General features: G+C 48.9%; 15 protein-coding genes and 1 pseudogene. 7 read left to right on the plus strand and 9 right to left on the minus strand.

Annotated elements, in window-relative coordinates; genetic code table 11:
- Positions 1-21: 21 nt before the first annotated feature.
- The 5 genes from GBK04_RS18715 to GBK04_RS18735 all read left to right on the plus strand — a co-directional run bounded on the left by GBK04_RS18715 (position 22) and on the right by GBK04_RS18735 (position 9,790).
- Entirely contained in the window at positions 22-639 is a 618-nt protein-coding gene (locus tag GBK04_RS18715; protein WP_152762277.1) for a GNAT family N-acetyltransferase, read from the plus strand.
- A 38-nt stretch (positions 640-677) separates the two neighbouring features.
- Positions 678-3,605: a HEAT repeat domain-containing protein gene (locus GBK04_RS18720; protein ID WP_152762279.1), complete on the plus strand. Its 2,928-nt coding sequence runs from the start codon at positions 678-680 to the stop codon at positions 3,603-3,605.
- Between the two features lie 47 nt (positions 3,606-3,652).
- Complete coding sequence (locus GBK04_RS18725; RefSeq protein ID WP_152762281.1) at positions 3,653-7,447, plus strand: sensor histidine kinase; 3,795 nt, start codon at positions 3,653-3,655, stop codon at positions 7,445-7,447.
- Positions 7,448-7,662: 215 nt separating this feature from the next.
- The gene (locus GBK04_RS18730; RefSeq protein ID WP_373331116.1) at positions 7,663-8,556 is read left to right on the plus strand and encodes a sensor histidine kinase; all 894 of its coding nucleotides are present in this window, start codon (positions 7,663-7,665) and stop codon (positions 8,554-8,556) included.
- Between the two features lie 61 nt (positions 8,557-8,617).
- Complete coding sequence (locus tag GBK04_RS18735; RefSeq protein ID WP_152762286.1) at positions 8,618-9,790, plus strand: PP2C family protein-serine/threonine phosphatase; 1,173 nt, start codon at positions 8,618-8,620, stop codon at positions 9,788-9,790.
- Positions 9,791-9,867: 77 nt separating this feature from the next.
- Here GBK04_RS18735 and GBK04_RS18740 read toward each other — a convergent pair whose 3' ends face one another.
- On the minus strand, positions 9,868-10,575 hold the full coding sequence (locus GBK04_RS18740; protein WP_152762288.1) for a hypothetical protein: 708 nt from the start codon (positions 10,573-10,575) through the stop codon (positions 9,868-9,870).
- A gap of 382 nt (positions 10,576-10,957) precedes the next feature.
- Here GBK04_RS18740 and GBK04_RS18745 point away from each other — a divergent pair.
- Positions 10,958-11,122, plus strand: a pseudogene (locus tag GBK04_RS18745) (integrase core domain-containing protein); the annotation flags it as partial.
- A gap of 625 nt (positions 11,123-11,747) precedes the next feature.
- On the opposite strand, the gene GBK04_RS18750 reads toward GBK04_RS18745, so the two are convergent.
- The 4 genes from GBK04_RS18750 to GBK04_RS18765 form a co-directional block, all read right to left on the minus strand.
- Positions 11,748-12,377 carry an outer membrane beta-barrel protein gene (locus GBK04_RS18750; protein WP_152762290.1) on the minus strand — a complete coding sequence of 210 codons (630 nt, stop codon included), beginning with the start codon at positions 12,375-12,377 and terminating at the stop codon, positions 11,748-11,750.
- 22 nt (positions 12,378-12,399) lie between these two features.
- Positions 12,400-14,637, minus strand: coding sequence for a TonB-dependent receptor (locus tag GBK04_RS18755; RefSeq protein ID WP_373331118.1), 2,238 nt, complete (start codon positions 14,635-14,637; stop codon positions 12,400-12,402).
- An 80-nt stretch (positions 14,638-14,717) separates the two neighbouring features.
- Positions 14,718-15,659 carry a DUF4249 domain-containing protein gene (locus tag GBK04_RS18760; RefSeq protein WP_373331119.1) on the minus strand — a complete coding sequence of 314 codons (942 nt, stop codon included), beginning with the start codon at positions 15,657-15,659 and terminating at the stop codon, positions 14,718-14,720.
- A 143-nt stretch (positions 15,660-15,802) separates the two neighbouring features.
- The gene (locus GBK04_RS18765) at positions 15,803-16,708 is read right to left on the minus strand and encodes a hypothetical protein (protein WP_152762296.1); all 906 of its coding nucleotides are present in this window, start codon (positions 16,706-16,708) and stop codon (positions 15,803-15,805) included.
- 369 nt (positions 16,709-17,077) lie between these two features.
- Between GBK04_RS18765 and GBK04_RS18770 the strand changes: the two genes are divergently transcribed.
- On the plus strand, positions 17,078-17,539 hold the full coding sequence (locus tag GBK04_RS18770; RefSeq protein ID WP_152762298.1) for a transposase family protein: 462 nt from the start codon (positions 17,078-17,080) through the stop codon (positions 17,537-17,539).
- A 536-nt stretch (positions 17,540-18,075) separates the two neighbouring features.
- Here the strand turns inward: GBK04_RS18770 and GBK04_RS18775 are convergent.
- The 4 genes from GBK04_RS18775 to gldD form a co-directional block, all read right to left on the minus strand.
- Entirely contained in the window at positions 18,076-18,522 is a 447-nt protein-coding gene (locus tag GBK04_RS18775) for a DDE-type integrase/transposase/recombinase (protein WP_373331468.1), read from the minus strand.
- The gene (locus tag GBK04_RS18780) at positions 18,422-19,069 is read right to left on the minus strand and encodes an IS3 family transposase (RefSeq protein WP_152762302.1); all 648 of its coding nucleotides are present in this window, start codon (positions 19,067-19,069) and stop codon (positions 18,422-18,424) included. Before GBK04_RS18780 ends, GBK04_RS18775 begins: the two co-directional genes overlap by 101 nt.
- Before the next feature lie 31 nt (positions 19,070-19,100).
- Entirely contained in the window at positions 19,101-19,259 is a 159-nt protein-coding gene (locus GBK04_RS30800) for a hypothetical protein (RefSeq protein ID WP_373331120.1), read from the minus strand.
- 454 nt (positions 19,260-19,713) lie between these two features.
- Complete coding sequence (gene gldD, locus GBK04_RS18785; RefSeq protein ID WP_152762304.1) at positions 19,714-20,310, minus strand: gliding motility lipoprotein GldD; 597 nt, start codon at positions 20,308-20,310, stop codon at positions 19,714-19,716.
- Positions 20,311-20,319: the final 9 nt, after the last annotated feature.

Here is a 20,319-nt window from a genome sequence, read left to right on the forward strand (position 1 = left end):
ACCTTTAAAAACCCTAACCCCATGAACTATCCATCCATTACCAATACTATATACCCCATTGTAAACCCATTGGCCATGACACGCACTCTACACCAACTGAGCAAGGGTTTGGAAATAAAGGAAGTCTTTTACCCTAACCAGATGACCGAAATCGGCAAATTCAGGATACGGGGATGGAAAAATGAAAGTGGGGTGAATCCCGATTTCTTTGCCAAAGACCTCTGGCTCGATGAAATCGATCGCTTTTCCCATCACTGGGTTGCCACGGTAAATCAAACCATTGTGGCGGTTTCCAGGCTCAGTTTCCATGATTCGCTTAGTGATGTTCCGTATGCGAACCTGCTCAAGCCTGAGCACAGGCCCTATTTTGAAAACCGGCGAATTGCCTCGATCAACCGCCTGGTGGTGGCACCCGAATACCGGGGGATGGGGCTGGCGGGCCAGATGGATCGGATCAGAATCGAGTGCGCCACCCGGCAGGCCGATGTGATGATTGCCTTTCCGCAACTGTCGCGCATCGAGTCGTTGCAAAGAAAGGGATTCGTCCTGATCGAGCAACTGGAAAATATCCCCGAGATGCCGGAGCGTCCCTTTTTTGTGATGGCGCTGGACTTAAAAAAAGGATCGATCGATGAATAAGGATTTGTTATTCAGCTTACTATGTATAAAAACACGCTTTGACCAGTAGCTCGTTATACCGTTTTGTCGACCTTAAGGAAGGTGAAGAAAAAACCGTTGGCCTGTTCATCGGCTATTCGTTCTTTATGGGCGTGGCGGTAGCTATTTTCTACACGGCTACCACGTCGCTGTTCCTGCTTTCCTTTGAGCGCACCATGCTACCCAAGGCCTACATCGTGGGTGGAATCGTAGTGTATGCCCTGGGGTTGATTACGAGCTACATCCAAAAAAGGATCCGGTTTTCCTACCTGGTCAACGGTCTCATTTACTTCCTGATGTTTTCCGTCACGGGATTGGTGCTTTCTTATCAGTTCAGCGATATCAAGTGGTTTATTTTCTTTCTGTTTGTATGGAACCGGGTGTTCGTATTTGTAAATGGCATCACCTTTTGGTCCACGGCGGCCCGCCTGTTCAACCTTCAGCAGGCCAAGCGGTTGTTTGGCCTGATCAGCACCGGAGAAGTGATTTCTTCCATTGTCAGTTATTTTTCGGTCCCCCTGTTGCTTAAGTTCATATCCACCGATCAGCTGCTGTACATTGTCGCCCTGGCGGTAGGAGCCTGTATCCTGCTCATGAGCCTTATTATCAATCGTTTCTCGGGGCAGCTGGCGGTTATTGCCGAACCCGCGCCCCGCGAAGCTACCTCGGCGGGCAACCCGCGCAGCTGGAAGCGTTTCCTGGCCAATCCCTACTACCTTCTGGTGTTTCTATTGGCCATGCTGCCGGTGGTGGGTTTGTTTTTCGTAGATTTTATGTTCGCCGTAGAATCCAAGGAGGTTTTTCCCGACAAAGAGCTCCTGGCCAGTTTCCTAGGGGTTTTCTTTGGGTTTTGTGCTTTAATCGAAATCGTGATCAAGACTGTTTTATACAATAAACTCATCGCTCGCTTTGGCCTGACCCTGGGGGTAGCTTTGCTACCCCTAACGCTGCTTTTCAGCTTGACGTTGGCCGTTAGCTATGGCGTCGTGTATGGTACCACCGCTCTTTTTTTTGCCTTCATCGTGCTGAGTCGGTTTTTTATGAGTTCGGTGCGCAAGTCGATCAACGAGCCTTCCTTTCAGGTACTTATGCAGCCGATTCCCTCCTCCGAGCGCTCCGAAGTGCAAAGCCGGATCGAGGGTGGACCCAAAGCGTTCGGTAACATTGTACCGGGGGTAATTCTGTTGTTGCTCACGAGTGTGAGTTTCATTGGTACCGTCGAAATTGCCGCCTTTTTTCTGATTATTCTGATGGGATGGCTCTATGTGTCCCTCAAGATACAGGGCCAGTATCGTGGTGTGCTGCGGGCGTTGCTGGAGAAGTCACAGGCCGGAATCAGGCATAGCCTGGATGCTTACCAATACGCGGCGTGGCGCCTCGCGGAAGCCCGCCGTACCGCCTCACTGAGTTCGGAGCGGAGCAGTTTCGAGTTCATTGTCAAACTGGTGGAATCTCCCCGTACGGCGGACCGCGTGCTGGCCGCCAGCCTGTTGGGCGAGTCGGGCCGGTACTTTGCCTATAAATACCTGACGCGGCTTATCCACGATGAATCGAGTGCGGTTCAGAACGCCGCTCTGGCTGCCGCGGCTACCATCCGAAATCCCGAGCTCCTACCCCTGTTGATCGTTCATCTGGAGCGGGATGCTACCCATGAAGCCGCCGCGTATGGTTTGCTGGGCGTTGGCGAAACCGCTATCCGTGAGCTGGCCCGCAGTTTTGGGCAGTCGGCGGGCCATACCGTAATGCAGTTGCGGCTGATCCGGGTTATCCGGCAGATCGGCGGTCCCAGGGCCGTCAAGTTTTTGCGGTCGGTATTGAACTCACCGGATGCCGCGGTGCGGGATGAGGTATACGGAGCTCTGAAAGAGCTTGACTATCAGGTCACGATCACGGAACGTATCTACCTTACCTCCGAAATCGGCGACCGGATTGAGTTATTTGTATGGTTATTGGCCGCGCAGCGCGACTTAAGCGGCTACCCGCCCGATTCGGATATCCAGTCGGCAATTGAAAGTGAAAAACGCCGGATCGTGCCCAAAATCTTCACGCTGCTCTCATTGTTGCCCGGTGCACAGCGGTACGATTTTATCAGTGAACTGCTCCTCAGCGACAACCACGAAACCCAGGGGTACCTGCTGGAGGTGATGAATATGACCCTTCCCAATGAGTGGAAAGGAAAATTGATCCCATTATTTGAAGACGTTCCCCTGGTGGAGAAGCTCAAACGTTGCGCCGCAGACTATCCTCAGCGTGTACTCTCGCCTCAGGAGAGACTTGGGGATATAGTCAACCGGCACTTCTCGCGGGTTTCGAGCTGGCTCAAGGCCACCGCCCTGCACCAATTAGCCCAGTTGCCTCAAGACAATGCCCTTATCCTGGCCGCCCACGCCGTATCACCCGACGAAGTTATTTCTGAAATAGCCCTGTCAGCGCTTTACAAATCCAATCCGGCCCGTTTTGAATCGTTACGGCAGGTGATGGAGGCACGGAACGACACGTTTCATCTCAAAATTTGCCGCCGCATAGCGAACTCTCCGTTAGACTATGACCTGTTGTGGTACCGGGTAGATGTGTTGCGGCGTACCGAGCGATTTGGGCTCAGAGACGGGGATGAACTGCTGACGGTGGCTCCTTTCCTGAATAAGTATACATTGGAAGCGGGAGAGGCTCTGGGCGAAGAGGTGCTGGTACGTCCCGGAAAAGTGTTCTGGCTGGTGGCAAGCGGTACTTTGACCGTCCAGTCGAATCAGGGCCCTACCCAGGTACTCGGGCCGTACGATTGGTGCGAGCTGACACCGGCCGAATCAAAACAGATTACGATGCGAGCCAGCGAACCCTCGGAGGTATACGCTATGGACGAACCACAACTGAACCACCTCCGGGCGTTCGAGTACCAACTGGCCGCCCCGCCACAGGGGGCCGTCGCCGAGAATGCCATGGCCCAGTAGCACGCACCAAACACAGAAAATACGATAGAACAAGGTTTTTACAAACAATGATCCGTACCGTACGACACTTACTGAATCTGTATAACGAAACGCTGCCGGCCCGGCCCGGCTGGCGGTGGAGGAGGTTTGGGGGGATCGTTGCGTTCTGGTGTCTGATAGGTCCGGTATTTGCCCAGACCAACCGCCAGGAGATTGGAAACCCCATAGCGCAGGTACATACTTCCAAGGAATATAACGCGCACGGCCAGAATTTCGCAATCGTACAGGACAAGCGCGGTTTGCTTTATTTTGGGAATTTTGCGGGGGTACTTGAATACGATGGTGCTACCTGGCGCACGATTCCCACCGATAATTATGCCAAGGTATCGTCGTTGTATCTGGACCCGTCAGGAAAAATTTTTGTGGGGGCCAACGGTGAGTTTGGCTACCTGAAGCCCGACGCCAAAGGTACCCTCCACTTTGAAAGCCTGAGCGATAGCCTGGCGACTACCTTTGGTGAAATCATTGCGGTACTGGGCACAAAGGCCGGGGTTTATTTTGTGGGCAAACGGAATATCTACCTCTGGCAAAACCGTCTCCTGCGGGAATGGCGCACCGATGATCCTATTCGCTCGGCTTTCAGCGTGAACGGGCAAATCTATTTTTACCAGAAAAAAAAGGGACTTACGCGCTTTAATGGCGAGCATAGTACCCCTGTGGCCTTGGCTCCAGGGCTTCCTCCTTTATTGGACATGAGTGCCTTGCTACCACTCGATGGCGGTTCGGTGCTGGTAGCCACCAGCAACCAGGGACTGTACAAGCTGACGGGAAACCGCATTGAGCGCTTCGATTCACCTGCCAATGCCTACCTCATTGCCAATCAGATTAGCGCAGGACTTCGGCTTGGGAACGGTACCCTGGCTCTGGCCACGCTTCAGGGTGGGGTAGCTGTTCTGGATCGGCAGGGAACCATCAGGCAGATCGTTCGGGGAAAAGGGCTGGATGATACCCAAGCCAACAGCCTGTTCCAGAGCCGGGGGGGCATTCTCTGGATGGCCCTGAACGACGGCATCGCCCAGGTGGATATTCCCTCTCCGGTGTCGGTTTTTGATGAGGGGGTGGGAGTCAAGGGCGAAGTCAACCGTATGCTGAGGTATGGGGGAAGGATGTACGTTGGTACCCTGAATGGCCTGTACTATCTCGACGGCTTCGTAGCCCGGCCGGTTACGGGTCTCAATGCCAGTTGTTTTTATCTGGCCGCAACTTCCAATGCTCTGCTGGCTGCTACCAGCAAGGGGGTCTATCGCGTCAGCGGAACCTCCGCTCAGCCGCTCACCCGCGACTTCGCCGTAGCCCTCTACCCACTGCGAAGCGATCCCGATGTGGTTTTTGTGGGGCTGGAAAGCGGGCTGGGTATTCTGAACGCCCGGACGGACAGCTACCGGCAGGTCCCGGGGATTAATGAGCAGATTTCGGGAATCACCGAAGACGGTTCGGGCAATATATGGCTTGAAACCCTTTCCAAAGGACTTTACCGCACCGGCATCCAGGCCGCTGAGCGTAAACTCTACGGTAAGCAGGAGGGTTTGACTACCCCTTTGTACAATCAGATTCTGAGTAGTACGGAGGGACTGATCGCCTGGAACAAAAATGGTACCTTCCGCTACAACCCTTCCTCGGACCGGTTTGTACCTTACAATCTTTTCGGAGTCGATAGCTCGGCGACGAATTACTGGATAGGTACCCTGGTGCAGGATCGTAACGGAAATTTCTGGACCACCCAGGGGGACGAAAAGAATATCACCCTTTATAAAAGGCAGGGTCAGAACTCGTATCAGAAGAACAACCAGCCCTTCGGGGCTTTCTCGGATCGGACTTTCAAAACCATATATCCCGATGCCGACAGCGTGGTGTGGTTTGGGGGACCGGAAGGAGTGATCCGGTTCGACCTGCGGCTGGCGGATGATTTTCTCAAAGACTATCCGGCCCTCATCCGCAAGATCACACTCAAAGCCGATACGCTGGCCTACGACGGCTACTACCAGGGAGACGTGACAGTAAAGAACTCGGTTCTGAGTCCCGCCTCGAAAAGAATCAGCTATAATCTGAACGATATCGGTTTTGCGTTTGCAGCCACCAGTTTCAACGTCGGCGAAGAATTAGTGTACCAGTACACCCTGGAAAACTTCGACGATACCTGGTCCGAATGGTCCACCCAAAGCCAGAAAGAATACACCAACCTACCCCCCGGTCGATACGTGTTTCGGGTCAGGGCACGGAACAGTTATGGCATCAATAGCCAGGAGGCATCCTACGAATTCGTGATCGAAAAACCCTGGTACCGGATGTGGTGGGCCTTCGTGCTTTATTTCCTGCTGATGGGCGTAAGCTTGTTCTGGCTGATCCGCTGGCGGTTGCGCGCTTTGGTTAAGGAAAAGGATCGGCTGGAAAGCATGATCGCTGAGCGTACCGAAGAGATCTCCAGTCAAAAGCAGGAACTGGAGGAACAGTCGCTGGAGCTGGCCTCCAAGAATGACCAACTGGAAAAAATAGACCAGGTGGTTCAGTCGATCAACTCGGAGATTGAGTTCACGAGCCTTTTTGAAACCGTACTGGCCAAGCTGAACATCATACGGGGCATGGATAGTGCCACGGCCCTGATTTACGACCAGTCTTCCGATAGCTTCCGGTTCAAGGCTGCCTACGGGAATGTCGACATGGCCCAGCTTGAGCCTATTCACATCAGTCTGCGGCAGGCCGAAGAACGCTACCTGACGAGCGCCGTGGAGAAGGTTGAGGACGTGTACCTTCGGAATGAAACCCATTTTACACCCCTGGGTAATGCACTTGACACGCTGCCTCCGCCCAAATCACTGATTACGGTAGTCATGAATGTGGAAGGTCGCGTGGAGGGTTTTATCACCCTTGAAAACACCACCCGGGCCAACGCCTTCGACCAGCGGGATTTCGACATGATCCGCAATTTGAAAGCTCACCTCATCGCGGCGTTCATCAAAACCCGCATATTGGGGAACCTGGAGCAAACGCTGAATAATCTGAAGGTAGCCCAGCAGGAACTGATCCGTCAGGAACGCCTGGCTTCCGTAGGGCAACTCACCCGGGGGATTGTCGACCGTATCCTGAACCCCCTGAACTACATCAATAACTTTTCGGAATCTTCCCACGATCTCATCGAAGAGCTGGTGGAACTGGTACCCTCCGAAAGCAACTGCCTGCCCGAGGAAGTCGCCGACGATTACTACGGTGACCTCGATATGTTAAAAACCAATCTCCTGAAAATCAAGGAGCATGGGAATAGCACGACCCGGATCGTGAAAGATATGCAGCGGTTGCTTAAGGAAAAATCCACCGATTTCTTTGAAACAGAGCTGAACTCATTTCTGGAAAGCAAGTGCAAGCTGGCCTACCAGCAATTGAAGAATGAGAATCGTGATCAGGAACTGAGCCTCGATCTGGTGTTCGAGCTGGAAGTACCCTCGGTCCGGGTCAATGTACTTCCCTACGAAATGGAAAGTGTGCTCAACAATATCATCAGCAATGCACTTTACTCCACCGCCGAAAAACGCCGACAGAACCGGGACTTCCGTCCGCAACTGGTGGTGTCTACTCAAAACCTTCCCAAAAAAGTAGTCATCCGGTTCAGAGACAACGGGAAAGGTATTCCCAAAAAAGAAATGGAGCAGATGTTCAGTCCGTTTTTTACTACCAAACCTACCTCCAAGGGTACGGGGCTTGGGCTGTACATGAGTAAGGACATTGTGGAATTTCACCGCGGGTTGATCGAAATCGAATCTCAGGAAGGACAGGGGGCGGTGTTGACCATCATGCTTCCCACAATCTGAGAGGAGGCAGGACAGTAGTTTCTGGATTCGGGAGAGTTCTATAATACCAGGCAGCCGAAGACGAAACAGGAAATGAAAACCAGAAAGCAAGGAGCCTGAGCAAGCTGGTGGGTTAAATAATAAACAGATAAAGGACTGCATGATAGATGCTTGAACCGATACAAGGCTGTCACCAAACAGCTAATTACTCCTTTCGACCGCAAACTTATACTCCTATGGATACCACCGATCATCAGCAGCAACTCGAACAGGCCAACGTGATGCTGGCGGGCGATATTGAAAAATTAAGCCAGGAAATTCTTGAAACCCGGCAGCGGCTTGAACAGCAGGGACGCCTGGCGGGCATCGGGCAGCTCACGGCCGGTATCTTGCACGAAATCAGGAATCCGCTCAACTTCGTCAACAATTTCTCCCGGCTCGCCCTCGATGTGCTTACTGAATTGAAAGAGCTGCTGAGCCGGCTGCGCACCGAGCCTGAGGCCGTAGACTCGGATGAACTGGATGAGTTGGTGGAGATGGTGGAAACCAACCTCAGCCGGATTCGGGAAAACGGGGGACGCGCCGAGCGGATTGTCACGTCCATGCTGTCGCAAACCCGCCAGGATGCTACGCAGTTTGTAGCGACGGATCTGAACCAGTTACTGGAAGAATTTGCCAAGCTGGCCTATCAGGGCGTACGGGGTGAGGATAAAGCGTTCAATGTGGCCTTTACCTTCCAGCTCGATCCGCAGGTAGGGCAGGTCAGGCTGGTGGTCAATGAATTTACCCGGGTGATTATCAATCTGGTGAATAATGCCTGCTATGCTGTAAATGCCAAACGGAAACTGGGCACGGATGCCAACTACACGCCCCGCATTACGGTGAGTTCGGCCCGTAAGGCCGACCACGTTGAAGTAAGAATCCGGGACAATGGTACCGGGATTCCCGAAGAAGTGGTAAAGAAGGTATTCGATGCCTTTTTTACGACCAAGCCTCCGGGCGAAGGTACCGGCCTGGGACTTTCCCTGAGTCTGGCCACCATCAACGACACCCACAGGGGTACCCTGAGCGTAGAATCCGAACCGGGAGAATTTACCGAATTTACCATCCGGCTGCCGCTCGATTTGTGATAAACCTCTTCAATATTCTGCAATAGCGAAAAAATTCTAATCTAGTAAAACAAATACGATCATGGGAATGAAAATATTAAATGTGGACGATGAGTTCGATATGGAAATGCTGATCACCCAGCGGTTCAGAAAGCAAATCCGCGAGAAACAGTTTGAGTTCATCTTCGCGCATAATGGCCTCGAAGCCCTTGAAAAACTCGATGAGAACCGCGACATCGCCCTGATCCTGTCGGACATCAACATGCCCGAAATGGACGGACTGACTTTCCTGTCCATGCTCAACGAGCGGGGCGATCCCGCGCTGAAAGCTGTGATGGTGTCGGCTTACGGCGATATGGACAATATCCGCGTGGCTATGAACCGGGGCGCTTACGATTTTATTACCAAACCCATCAATTTTGAGGATCTGGAGATTACCATTAATAAGACCATCGAGCATATCACGATGCTCAAGCTTTTTCAGAAAGAGCGCGACCAGCTCATTGCCATCAAAAACGACCTGAGCATCGCGAAGGAAATCCAGCAATCGATGTTACCCAAGGAATCGCCTCCCTTCCCCGATCGGCTGGATATCGACCTGCATGCTTTTCTCGAACCTGCCAAGGTAGTGGGCGGCGATCTGTTCGATTATTTCCTGTTGGACGAAAACCGCCTGTTTTTCATCATCGGCGACGTGTCGGACAAGGGTATTCCGGCGGCTCTGTTCATGGCCATCACGAAGGCTATTTTCAAGAGTCATTTCCTGAGCCCTACCTGCGGCAGCATTACCGATGAAGTACGGCAGGTCAATGCATTCCTCTGCGCCGACAATAGTTCGTTTATGTTTGTGACAGCCTTCCTGGGAATTATTGACCTGAAAACCGGCGTGGTAGAGTACGTGGATGCCGGGCACGAGCCACCGCTGATCCGCCGGAAGGACGGTACGGTGGAAACCCTGAAGAAACACGGCGGACTGGCATTGGCCATCGAAGGTACCTTCCCCTACACGACACAGGTGATGCAACTTTCCCACGGGGATACCTTTTTCCTGTATACCGACGGCGCTACCGACGCGAACAACAGTCAAAAGGAACGGTACGGACTGGCCCGTCTACGGGAGCACCTGGAGGCCTTAACGGGTGAGGAAACGCCCAAGCAGATCAATGATAAACTGCTGGTCGATTTGAAGGAGTTCATCGGCACCGAGGATCAGTTCGATGATATTACGGTACTGACGATTCATTATAAATCTTGAAAAGGAAAGAAAGGAGAAGGAAGAAACGGAGAAAGGAAACCTGATAAGGGAATCCCTGGTATCTTTTCTCCATACGGTTATTCTCCCCCAAAAAGCTGCGCTTCGAAGTCGTCCATGCTACCCTCTTGGGCTACAAAGAGCTCGCGGGGTTTTTCGGAGCGCGCGGGCTGCACGGTCATAAAGTTGCGGTACTGTTCGTCAGTGATGATTTCCAGTTGCAAGGCCCGCTTGAGTACCATCGGGAAGGGTACCTTGAAGAAATCGGCGATATCAGCCGCCAGAAAGCCCGGGATCTTGGTGATGCCTTCGTAGAAAAAGGTACCTACTTCTTTGGGGGGTAGTTGTGTTTCAAAAACCAGTTGTTCGGCCCGTTGCGCCAGCGAAGCCGCATTGGGGTAAGAACGGCTCAGGCCCAGCGACACCGTGAGCAGGTAGGTGTGGTAGCAGCGTTCGTTGGCTTCGGCCTGTGCGTTGACAAACACCCAGCCTTTTTGCCGGAATACCGCCGAAAAGCCCGTAAAAAGGGTACCTATGCCGTGTAGCTGTGCTACCTTGACGGTCTCGGGGTAGGGTAGCCTCAAACCGATGTTGTTGATAATATCCTGTGCCGATGATACATCGGCCACTTCTCCGGCGGGTTCGATGAGCCAGTTTCCGGCCACTAAATCATTAAACAGTACCTCGGCAACCTGCTGGCTCTCCACCTGGCCCAGGGCCAGTACCATGCGGTCGGCGTGTACCGAGTAGTCGAGCGGGAGTTGGTTTTTGGGGATTCTTTTGGCCATAGCGGTATCCTGCGATAAGTGTCTGAACCTCAAAGATACACGGTTGGCCGTATTGAGGCAAGTTTTTGGAGAAAAGGCAGGTTTTGGTTTTATGACTCAATGCATGACGGGCTAGAGTCGGCATCAGCCACCCGGCGGAAGATATAGGGCGTTGAGCGGGGCGACCCATGCCATGGATTACTCTTTGCCTGGCAAACAAGTGCTTGGTTTACTTAAAAAGCTAGTGGAAAGGTATGGGAAACCAGCGGGGTTGCGGAGCGACAACGGCCCGGAGGGGTGCGCCCCTGCGTTTTATCAGTCAGGACCTGCGGGATTGGCGTAAAGAGCAGGACGTAGCCTTGCACTAGATCGAGCCGGGCAAACCGACCGCGCGGCGTCTGCTCAGAATGCTAATATTGATCGCTTCAATGAGACGTTCAAACGGGAAGTGCTGAATGCCAACGCGTTCAGTAGTCTGGCGCAGGTGCGCCGAACAGGGGATGCTTGGTTGGTGGAGTACAATACGGAACGTCCTCACCAGGCATTGAAGTTTATGACCCCCGGTTGAATACCGACAAGCGTCTTAAACTCCAGTTAAAACTGGCTTACAAAAGGGGGTAGGGACACTACGGGAACTGGCTTACTCTCAAAATGAGAGTGTTTCAAGTTATGGCTTTCTTGGAATTCTTATCATCGCACAAATCCAAAGGCCGATGCGGAATATTTCAACTATTTTTGTCAAATCGATGGCATACATTGGCTAGGCTGATTAAGGATTTTGTATGTTTGGTCACGACAAAATTCACCTTTTTTAGCCTTATTCTTTACCCAAATTGTTGATCATCAGTACTTTATTGTAAAACTCACGTTTGAGTTAGTTCTGGATGCGGTTCGCCATGGGACGGCTATGATCTGGCATTATGTTAATCTACAGGGAGAATGCGATGTGGATCAACTGGAGAGCAGCACCCAATGCCGTTTTGATTGGCCCTATCTGAGCGGTTTACGTTGGTCAATGGCTGAAAATGAACAGTTATAAAACTCTATTTGATATTTGGCCCGCTTTGTAGTTGCAACCTATTATTGTATGTTGCAACTTCCTTGATGCAATTTTATAAGGACACTCCAAAAAATGTTTTGTTTACATTCAATAACTTTTTTCTATTGTTCCTGCTTGGTCTTGAATTTAGGTATTATCTGAGGTATAATGACAATCCCAGACGAAAACGGTTGCCTCCAATCATATCATTTCTTTTCGAGTCCACAATCAATGGTAAGTTATATTGCGTTTGTAACGCCATCTTCTCACCGATTCGCAAGCTTAAACCAAGCGCCCCAAACATGACGTAATTATTGGTACTTAAAGAAATTTTGTCTCTGGATAATCCATCGTTTATAGTAAATTCCCCAATGTTATAACCTGATGACAATTGTAAAAATGGGCTTAATCGAAACGGAAGCACATGATAACGGGCGTAAACCTCTGGTGTAAAAGCATATTCCCTTACCGCACCACGTTTCAGGCTCACCCAGCTATTATATTCCTGTTTGGAGAATCGATTGGCCACAGACATTTGCAGCCCAACCACAAGCCGGTCAGCGACCAGATATCCAGCCTGGGGTGTCAGAGACCAGCCCGCTATTTGCCTGCTATTATTGGCAGAGCCATTTAATGAAAAAGTCAAAGCTCCTTTTTTTAAGGTCTTATAAGTAGGAATGCGTGTTGATCCATCAATCTGATTGGAATCTCCTCCCTGCTGTGCAAACAAATTGATGGAAAACATCAGAAAAGCGGTAAGAAAGAAAAGAGATATTTTTTTCATGGTCAATATGGATGATATTATGTTAAAATTTGAGTGTGTAGCCAATATAAGGCAGTATAGGGAAGAATGAAACCTGCTTTATTGAAATCCGGGTTGGTACAAAATCCCGATTCCGTTCAGTCTTCATATCCAGATACAGCGGATTATTCCTGTTATAAGCATTGTACAAGCCCAGTCTTAACTCCGCATTACGTTTATGGGGCGTTACCAAAGATTTACTTGCGCCAATGTCCAGCCGGTGAAATGCAGGCATTCGCCCGTTGTTTCTTTTATCATATATAAATCTGGGGCCGTCACTATTTTCAGCAATAAAGGCCGCTTCCGGTAAAGTAACGGCATGTCCGGTCTGGTAAATAAAACTGGCACTTAACTTCCATTTTTTACCAAGCTCGTAGTTTGTGGTTATCGCTACATTATGCCGTCTGTCATACTTCATTGGGTACCACTCGGCATCATTGATTTCCGAAAACTTTCGTTCTGACTTTGATAAGGTATAGGAGACCCATCCATTGAATTTGCCAGCCTTTTTACTCAACATCATTTCAATTCCTTTCACACGCCCAACTCCGTTTCTGATGACAATGTCATCCCAGGAATCAGCAAGCAAGCCGCTAAAATTGGTACCATCAGGATAATCGATCAGGTTTTTCATCTTTTTGATATAAGCTTCCAAAGACAGCTCCAAACCTCCCTGAGGAAAAGTTTTGTACACACCGACTGATAATTGCGCGCTTCGCGACGGAACTACCTTGCCGGTTGAAGGAAGCCAGGCGTCATAACCAAAGCCAAAGCCATTGTTGGTAAGTAGATGAACGTATTGATTCATGATTGCATACCCACCCTTAAGTGCCCAGTTGGCCGGAAGCGACCAGTTTAATCCAAGGCGTGGTTCCGGATTTAAAAAAGTCCGGTTATTGACATGATACGTACTATAGCGAAGACCGGGATTAAAGTGCAACCTGTCAGTTAGGCTGATATTAGCATCCACATGAAAGTCCAGTTGCGTTGCGGGGAGCGTCCCTTTCCCGGTTTCCTGCTGAGATCCACTGTAGTTGCTTTTTGTAACAAAAGGACTAAAAGAATGCCTGGTGAGGTCCAGGCCAAACTTAAGATTCGCACGATTGGAGAGGAAATAGTCAAACTGAATTTTGGCACCTAAATCCGTTAGCCCCGCATTGGTATTCCGATAAAGTTTCACGGGTTCCGCGTCGACATTGAGGTCTTCAAAGTTATTGGCCAGCTCACTGGTGTACTTGGAATAGAGCAAAATGAACCTTGCAAACAGTTTTTGCGAGAACACTTTGCTATACCTAAAGGTTGCGGTCGTGTTTCCCCAGTTGTTACCCAGTGAGGTTTCCGTTGACCTCCCGTTTATAGCGCTCCATTCGCCGTAGGTGAATCTGTCAAAACCATTATAGAAACTTAGGTAAATCTGATCCGTTTTGTTGACTTGATAATTGAATTTTGCGTTCAGGTCATAAAAACGATACTTTCGGGATTCACCATACCCACTTGTTTTCTTCGGCTGTAATAAGGAAGAAAGTCCCAGAGTGGAAACCCGCCCCGACACAATAAATGAAGCCTTGTTTTTAACGATCGGCCCTTCTAATGTCAGACTTTGGTTGAGGATGCCGATCCCTACTTCCCCGCCGAATTTCTGGTTGTTCCCGTCTTTCATCGTTAGGTCTATCACCGAGGCTAGCCTGCCTCCATACCGGGCAGGAAATGCGCCTTTGTATAAATCTACCGATTTTAAGGAATTTGGATTAAAAACCGAAAAGAATCCACCTAAATGCGTAACGTTGTAGACAGGCACTTCATCCAGTAAGATCAAATTTTGATCCGGTGTTCCTCCCCGGATATACAAACCGGCACTACCTTCCGTTCCCGTGGAAACACCGGGGGTAAAACTTAACGCCTTCAGAACGTCCACCTCACCCAAAAGCGCAGGCATTGCCTTTATTTTATCCATAGGAATCGATAAACTTCCCGCAGGCGCATCAATATTTTTGATTTCTTTTATAGTTACTTCCTTCAAAAGGTTATCCTGCGTTAACTTGATATCAAGGGGGTACTTATACTGGACGAAATCCTTGATGTACACGGACGCATAGCCAACAAAGCTGACTTTAAGGAAGTGGTTATCGCCCGGGACTTCGAGACTAAAAAAGCCATAGGCATTTGTTTGTACGCCCGTTTGCGACAGACTATCCCACACGGTGGCACCTACAAGGAGTTCTCCGTTCGCTATATCACGCACGGTTCCACTTATAATTAATTTTTGAGAAAAAACTATATGTACGCTGTTTACTAAGAAAAAGGCAATTATTAAATACCTTGTCATTTTATTTCTATCACCTTTTCGTTGGAAGCAAAAATGAGCCCGTAGCCGTTTTTGATATTGGTCAACGCTCTTTGGGGGGGAAGCACGAGAAGATCGATGCCCTCAGGCTGGTCGTACTCTATTTTGGCATAATCAAAAGCATTTTTGGTCACGACTCCAATTCTCATTGTAACCTTGGAAGCCCACTTTGGCTTATCAAAATTTCCCTTACCTGTCTCAATATAGAATTTTATAGGGGTCTTAGAGTCCGGTAAGCATTTACTTTTCACAAAAAAGACGGAGGCGGAACGATCAAACGTACGTCCTGTAACTTCATTATAAAAGGTAGATATTTTTTCTGTTGCCCAGGTATGACAATCCTCTTCCTTGGCAGGTATATTGTCCGCGGCACCATACGGACCAGCAGATATCGTATCTTGCTCATAGTAAGATAAAATTGTGAGTGTGTAATAGCTTTCTAACTTAGGCTGCTGCCCTGTAAAATATAGACTTACTAAATCCTGGCGCGTCTGGTGGTTGATTTCACCAGGTACATTGCGGATTCGTACTACTTCAATATCCGGTACATCCGATGGAACTAGTACAGGTGCTGATTCGGCAGCTGATAGTAATGGAGTCGAGGCTTTTACAATATAGGTTGCTCCTGCCTGTACAATACGATCAGATACATAGACGCCTCTTTCGCTAGCCAATGATGACAATTCAATAGATTCTTTACCATCCACTAATAATTCCACTTTTGCATCCGAAACGGAGACGTCATTTGGAATAGAGCCAACTGGATTGAAGGTTCTGGTTACTTGAATTCTAATGGGAGACCCTGCCTTGAGTTTTCCCCATAATACAAGCTTATCACCTGCATATGGTACATCAAGATTGAGATCAGTCTCTTCACAACCAGTCGTAAGTAATAATAAAAGAAAACATATAAACTTCATGCTCTGAAATAAAAATTGTTCTTGATCTCGTTGGAGACAAGTATAGCATAGCATTTGGAAATGCATTTGGTTTAAAAATAATCAGGAGCGTTTGTATAACTAATTATACAAACGCTCCTGACAACAAATGTTACCCTAACTTTTCAAAAATTCGCTGTAAAATTGTACTCACCGAATACATCACAATCCATGTTTGCATTAAAATTATAGTATATCAAAGTACCCCAAGTTGATTCTTGGAGTGTAAACCCAATGCCTTCCACATTCCAGGCTTCAACTTTGTGATAAAGGTACTGCCCTCCATATGGCTGTGTCGTCGCAGTAATCGTAAAACTAAGACGAGGAGCTTCAGTTGGCGACCATCCAATCCAATTTTTCTTTAAATATTCTACATAAAGCTGTCTGTATGATCCCACCCCGCCAAAGCTTATAATTTCATTTGAGCCATAAATCCGACGGTCACCTCTAGTTTGTCGAAAATCACTTTGAATTCTAGCGTTTTTTAATGTTATTCTTCCTATCTCAACTCTGTGAGCACCTTGTATATATGGATCCTTGAGAAAGCTTGACAACTTGTCAAGATCCTCTCCAATATGGATAGAAGTAACCTCATTGGTACCTATATGATATGCAGAATCTGATACAATCACATAACTTTTAGAATTCAAAACGGCCGAAAGCTCAGGTATTTTTATAATTTTTCCTAGAATTTTATTATCGCCTTCTCCTTTAAAGGTCAATACATCACCTAACTCCCCCAATTCTCCCGTCTTTCCTATCTTATCATACTCGGACTGGGTAATAGACCTCTGCCTTTTGAGAAGCGAAGTAAATTCAGGATTCGAATACCAATTCTCCATTTCCTTGCTAGCGGAAATTTCCTGAATCACATCTTTCAAATGCTGCCTCGAAGAGAAACTCAGAACTCCATCCACTAGCTTAACATCTTTGATGGTTTTGATTTCTAAAGTTTGTGGATTCATTAAATCTTTTTCTTTACAAGAAGCAATTAGAAAGACACAAGTGATGAAAAGAAATAATTTCTTCATGATTTTGTAATGGTTTGAATTGTGAAAATAGTTTTAACTGTTCTTATCTCACCCTGCGATCGCAAAATCTGGGGTTACATTTTTTTGTAAAGTTACTTCGGATTATGGTGATCTCCAAATCTTGGAAAGGTTTTTCGGTCGATTTAAGCTTGATCCAAAAAGGATCAAATTGTACTTTTCCTTACCCTCTCTTTTCTCCTTCATGCCTATGGTACTCCCCAGAAGTTGGCTCTTACGCACTTTGTGTGGCTGACTAATTGTAGTTGATCTGATTTTTAGCTTTTGTTGTTCTGCCTCAATGAGCACCCATTTCCCATTTATCTCCCCAATTGCCAAGTTAAAGACTGCCAGTCCAATAAGGGAGGCTACATGCTAATAACCCATACAACTGATCAGCAGGTCTGTTGTCCACTCTGTCAGCAAGTATCAAGCCGATTACACGGATTTTATTATCGTAAACCAACGGATTTATTTATTGGCGATAAACAAGTCCAGTTAAGAGTAAGGTTGAGACGATTTCGATGCCTGAACTCAGTTCGCCCAAAACGAACATTTGGGCAGCCTTGTCCAGATTGGTTGTTTACTTTTTTTCATCGAACTAGCCTGTTGGTTCATGCCCAACGCAATGTGGCCATGGTGCTGGGTGGAAAAACTAGTGCTCGCTTGCTAATCCATTTACATATGCTCACTAGTCATGACACGTTGGTGAGGATTATCCGAAAATGGCAACCGGTCGACCTACAAACACCTCATGCATTGAGTGTTGATGACTGGGCAATACGAAAAGCTAAGACATACGGTACAATTCTGACGGTTCGCCGTTACGATTGATCTCAATAAGCATCAGCCCATCGATTTATTGCAGGGTCGCACGGCGGAGGGCTTATGCAATTTGCTCAAGGCCCATCCAGGCGTAGAAGTGATTACCAGGGATCATTCGGGCGAGTAGGCTCGGGTGCACGTGAAGGCGGAGTCACTTGATAGCTGGTTGGCTCGTTGTCAAATTTGCTCAGCCATATTGCTACATCAGTTTGGAGTTCGCGCCTTCAACAAGAATATGCAGCTGTACGAGCGGCCTTGGGTACTGAATGGATTAACGACCAAACTAAGACGGACGCCGCGCGGGACAGGTGACTAGACTTAAGTTCATCAAGCAGCAGATGTATGGACGGGCAAAGTTGGACTTATCGCGACAACGGCTGATCTACCGATGCTGAATCACACAAAGTGCGTAATAGCCAGTTTTTGGGGAGCATTGTATAGGGCCAGCTGTGGCAACCGCGATAATTTTAGCAACTGATAAATTTAAAAAATTCACTGCTCCTAAGAAATTGGCTTGTCTTGCAGGTGCGGTGAGGTGGGCCGGTCTAGCCGGACACTTTTTGATTTAGAGTTTTATTAAAATTAGCTTGGTAATACTGCATTTCAAAATTAATTGGTGATTGGTAGCCTAACGCCGAATGCAATCTCCGAATGTTGTAGTATCCTTCGATGTAATCAAATAACTCGTCATGTACGTCCCGCAAGCTTTCAAAACATCCATCCTCCAGTAATTCGGCTTTCAATCGACTCCATAGTGACTCTGCATGGGCGTTCTGGTAAGGGTTGTCTCTCTCGGCCATACTTTGACTGCACTTCCACTTGGCAAGCCGCTTCCGGAATTGTTGGCCAAAATACTGACCGCCCCGGTCCGAATGGACAATCAAGCCTGGCTCAGGTCTCCGCAAGGCCGTTGCCTGATCGAAAGCTCTGATAATAAGGCTTTCCTGCATTGTTGCGTCCACACACCAGCCTACAATCCGACGGGAGAACAGCCGCGGTGGCGGACCACTCCAGCCAGTTGGCTAAATACGCCCAGTCGCCACTTGCAAGCGGCAGGTAAGTGATCTCACCCACCCAGGCTTGGTTGGGCCGGTCAGGCAGTCCCAAGGCGACCAGTAAGTTGGGGCATGCCCGTAAGCCGTGACTCGAATCGGTAGTACGGGGTACAAAGCTACGGGGCTGGATCGCCCGCCAGTTTTGCTCCTCCATAAGCCGTCTGACTCGGTGGCGGCCTGCCTCAACCCCTTCTTCAAGAAGTGCTTTTTGTACGCGTCTACTACCGTAGCGCCGACGATTCTCCCAGAAGATTTCTTGAATATGAGCTGTCATTTGCCGGTCTGCTTCTGAGGGTTGATATGTTTTGTCCGCCCGGTATGCATAGTAGCTGCTCCTGCTGACTTCCAGCGTGTTGCATAGGAGCCTTACCGGAAAATTGCCCTCTTCCTGCTCAATGAATCGATAGATTAGTCTCAGGTCTGTCGGCTGAAAATGGCGACAGCTTTTTTTAAAATCTCTCGCGGCTTCGGTCGTCCGATCCATTTCAGTCTGGCGAAGTTGCCTTTTGAGCGATTCAACCGCCACGGCGGACCGTTTCCTCTTCCAGAGTGGAACTCACATCTCCTTTCTTCTTTTTTTCAGCCGAACGCCAAGCATGGATGATGCTGTCGCTGATGCCCATTTTGCGGGCTACTGCGAGAATGGGTTCGCCGTTAGCAACTAGGCGCAGCACATCGGTCAGCGCGGGCTGCCCCGTTAAACTCGGCGGTGTACTTTCGTTTGGGGGTTGAATGTTTAGCCATTTGACACGAAGTTAAAAAGTTCCGTGTCCGGATTTTTAGGACCAGCTCACGGTTCCTTTCGAACATAGTTCTGGTACTAGTGTTCATGGGCGAAGTCATGTTAGTCAATATGCTCGCAAACGCCCGCTGGGCGGCCCCGTTAAGTTTCTGTTTATTTAGCGGCTATGTCGGCCATTCGAGTTAAAGGTAGCTGCAAAAATACTATCAGCGAAAGGTAACAGAGCCGGGCGCCCGGCGGAGGCAAAAATAAAATGTTGATTTTAGACGCCATTCGAAACAAGATTATTCACCGAATCCATGCTATTGTTAAGCATCGGAAGAAATATGAAAAAACTATACGCTTTCGCTTGCATAAATCATACAAATCCGTCTGACTGTATCAGTTCACTTCCACCGCAATGTATTCAGCAGGCGCAATGCGTCCTTTTGAATAAAATCGATTACGGGAGCTAATGAATCGTTTTTGGTAGCGGTGGGGAAGTAGATCGCCCCGCGCAGGTAGTGCGTGGTGCTGTCGGTGGTGTAGAACTGAAAGGGGGTAGGTACGTCGCCTTCCAGGCGGAAGAGTGTGGCCGTGCGGCCTGTTTCGGTTTGGATGGTTTGCTCTTGTAAAGCCGAAGCCCGGATTTGGTGCTTGCTGGCCAGTTTGTAGGCATCGTCGATGAAGTCTTTCAGGCGGGCGGGGCTGTTGCGTACTTCTTTGTAGGTAAGTTGAATGTTGGCGTTGAAGCGGGGATAGTAGATGAAAATCCAGTTTTTTTCGGCCCCGGCGAAGGTATCCGGCAGGATAACCGCCGACCTGGAATACTCGAAGGCATAGGGGTAGGTACCCTCCAGCGGCTGGTACTGGTGCGACGGCAGTGCGATGCGGTTGTAACCCTTGGGTTTGGGTACGTAGCCATCCTGCTCATCACCCGAACCACAGGCCGTCAACAACAAACCAATCAGAAACAAAAGATTAACTTTTATCGACTTTACCATATCTATTGG

This window comes from Salmonirosea aquatica (genome assembly GCF_009296315.1).
Taxonomy (GTDB): Bacteria; Bacteroidota; Bacteroidia; order Cytophagales; family Spirosomataceae; genus Salmonirosea; species Salmonirosea aquatica.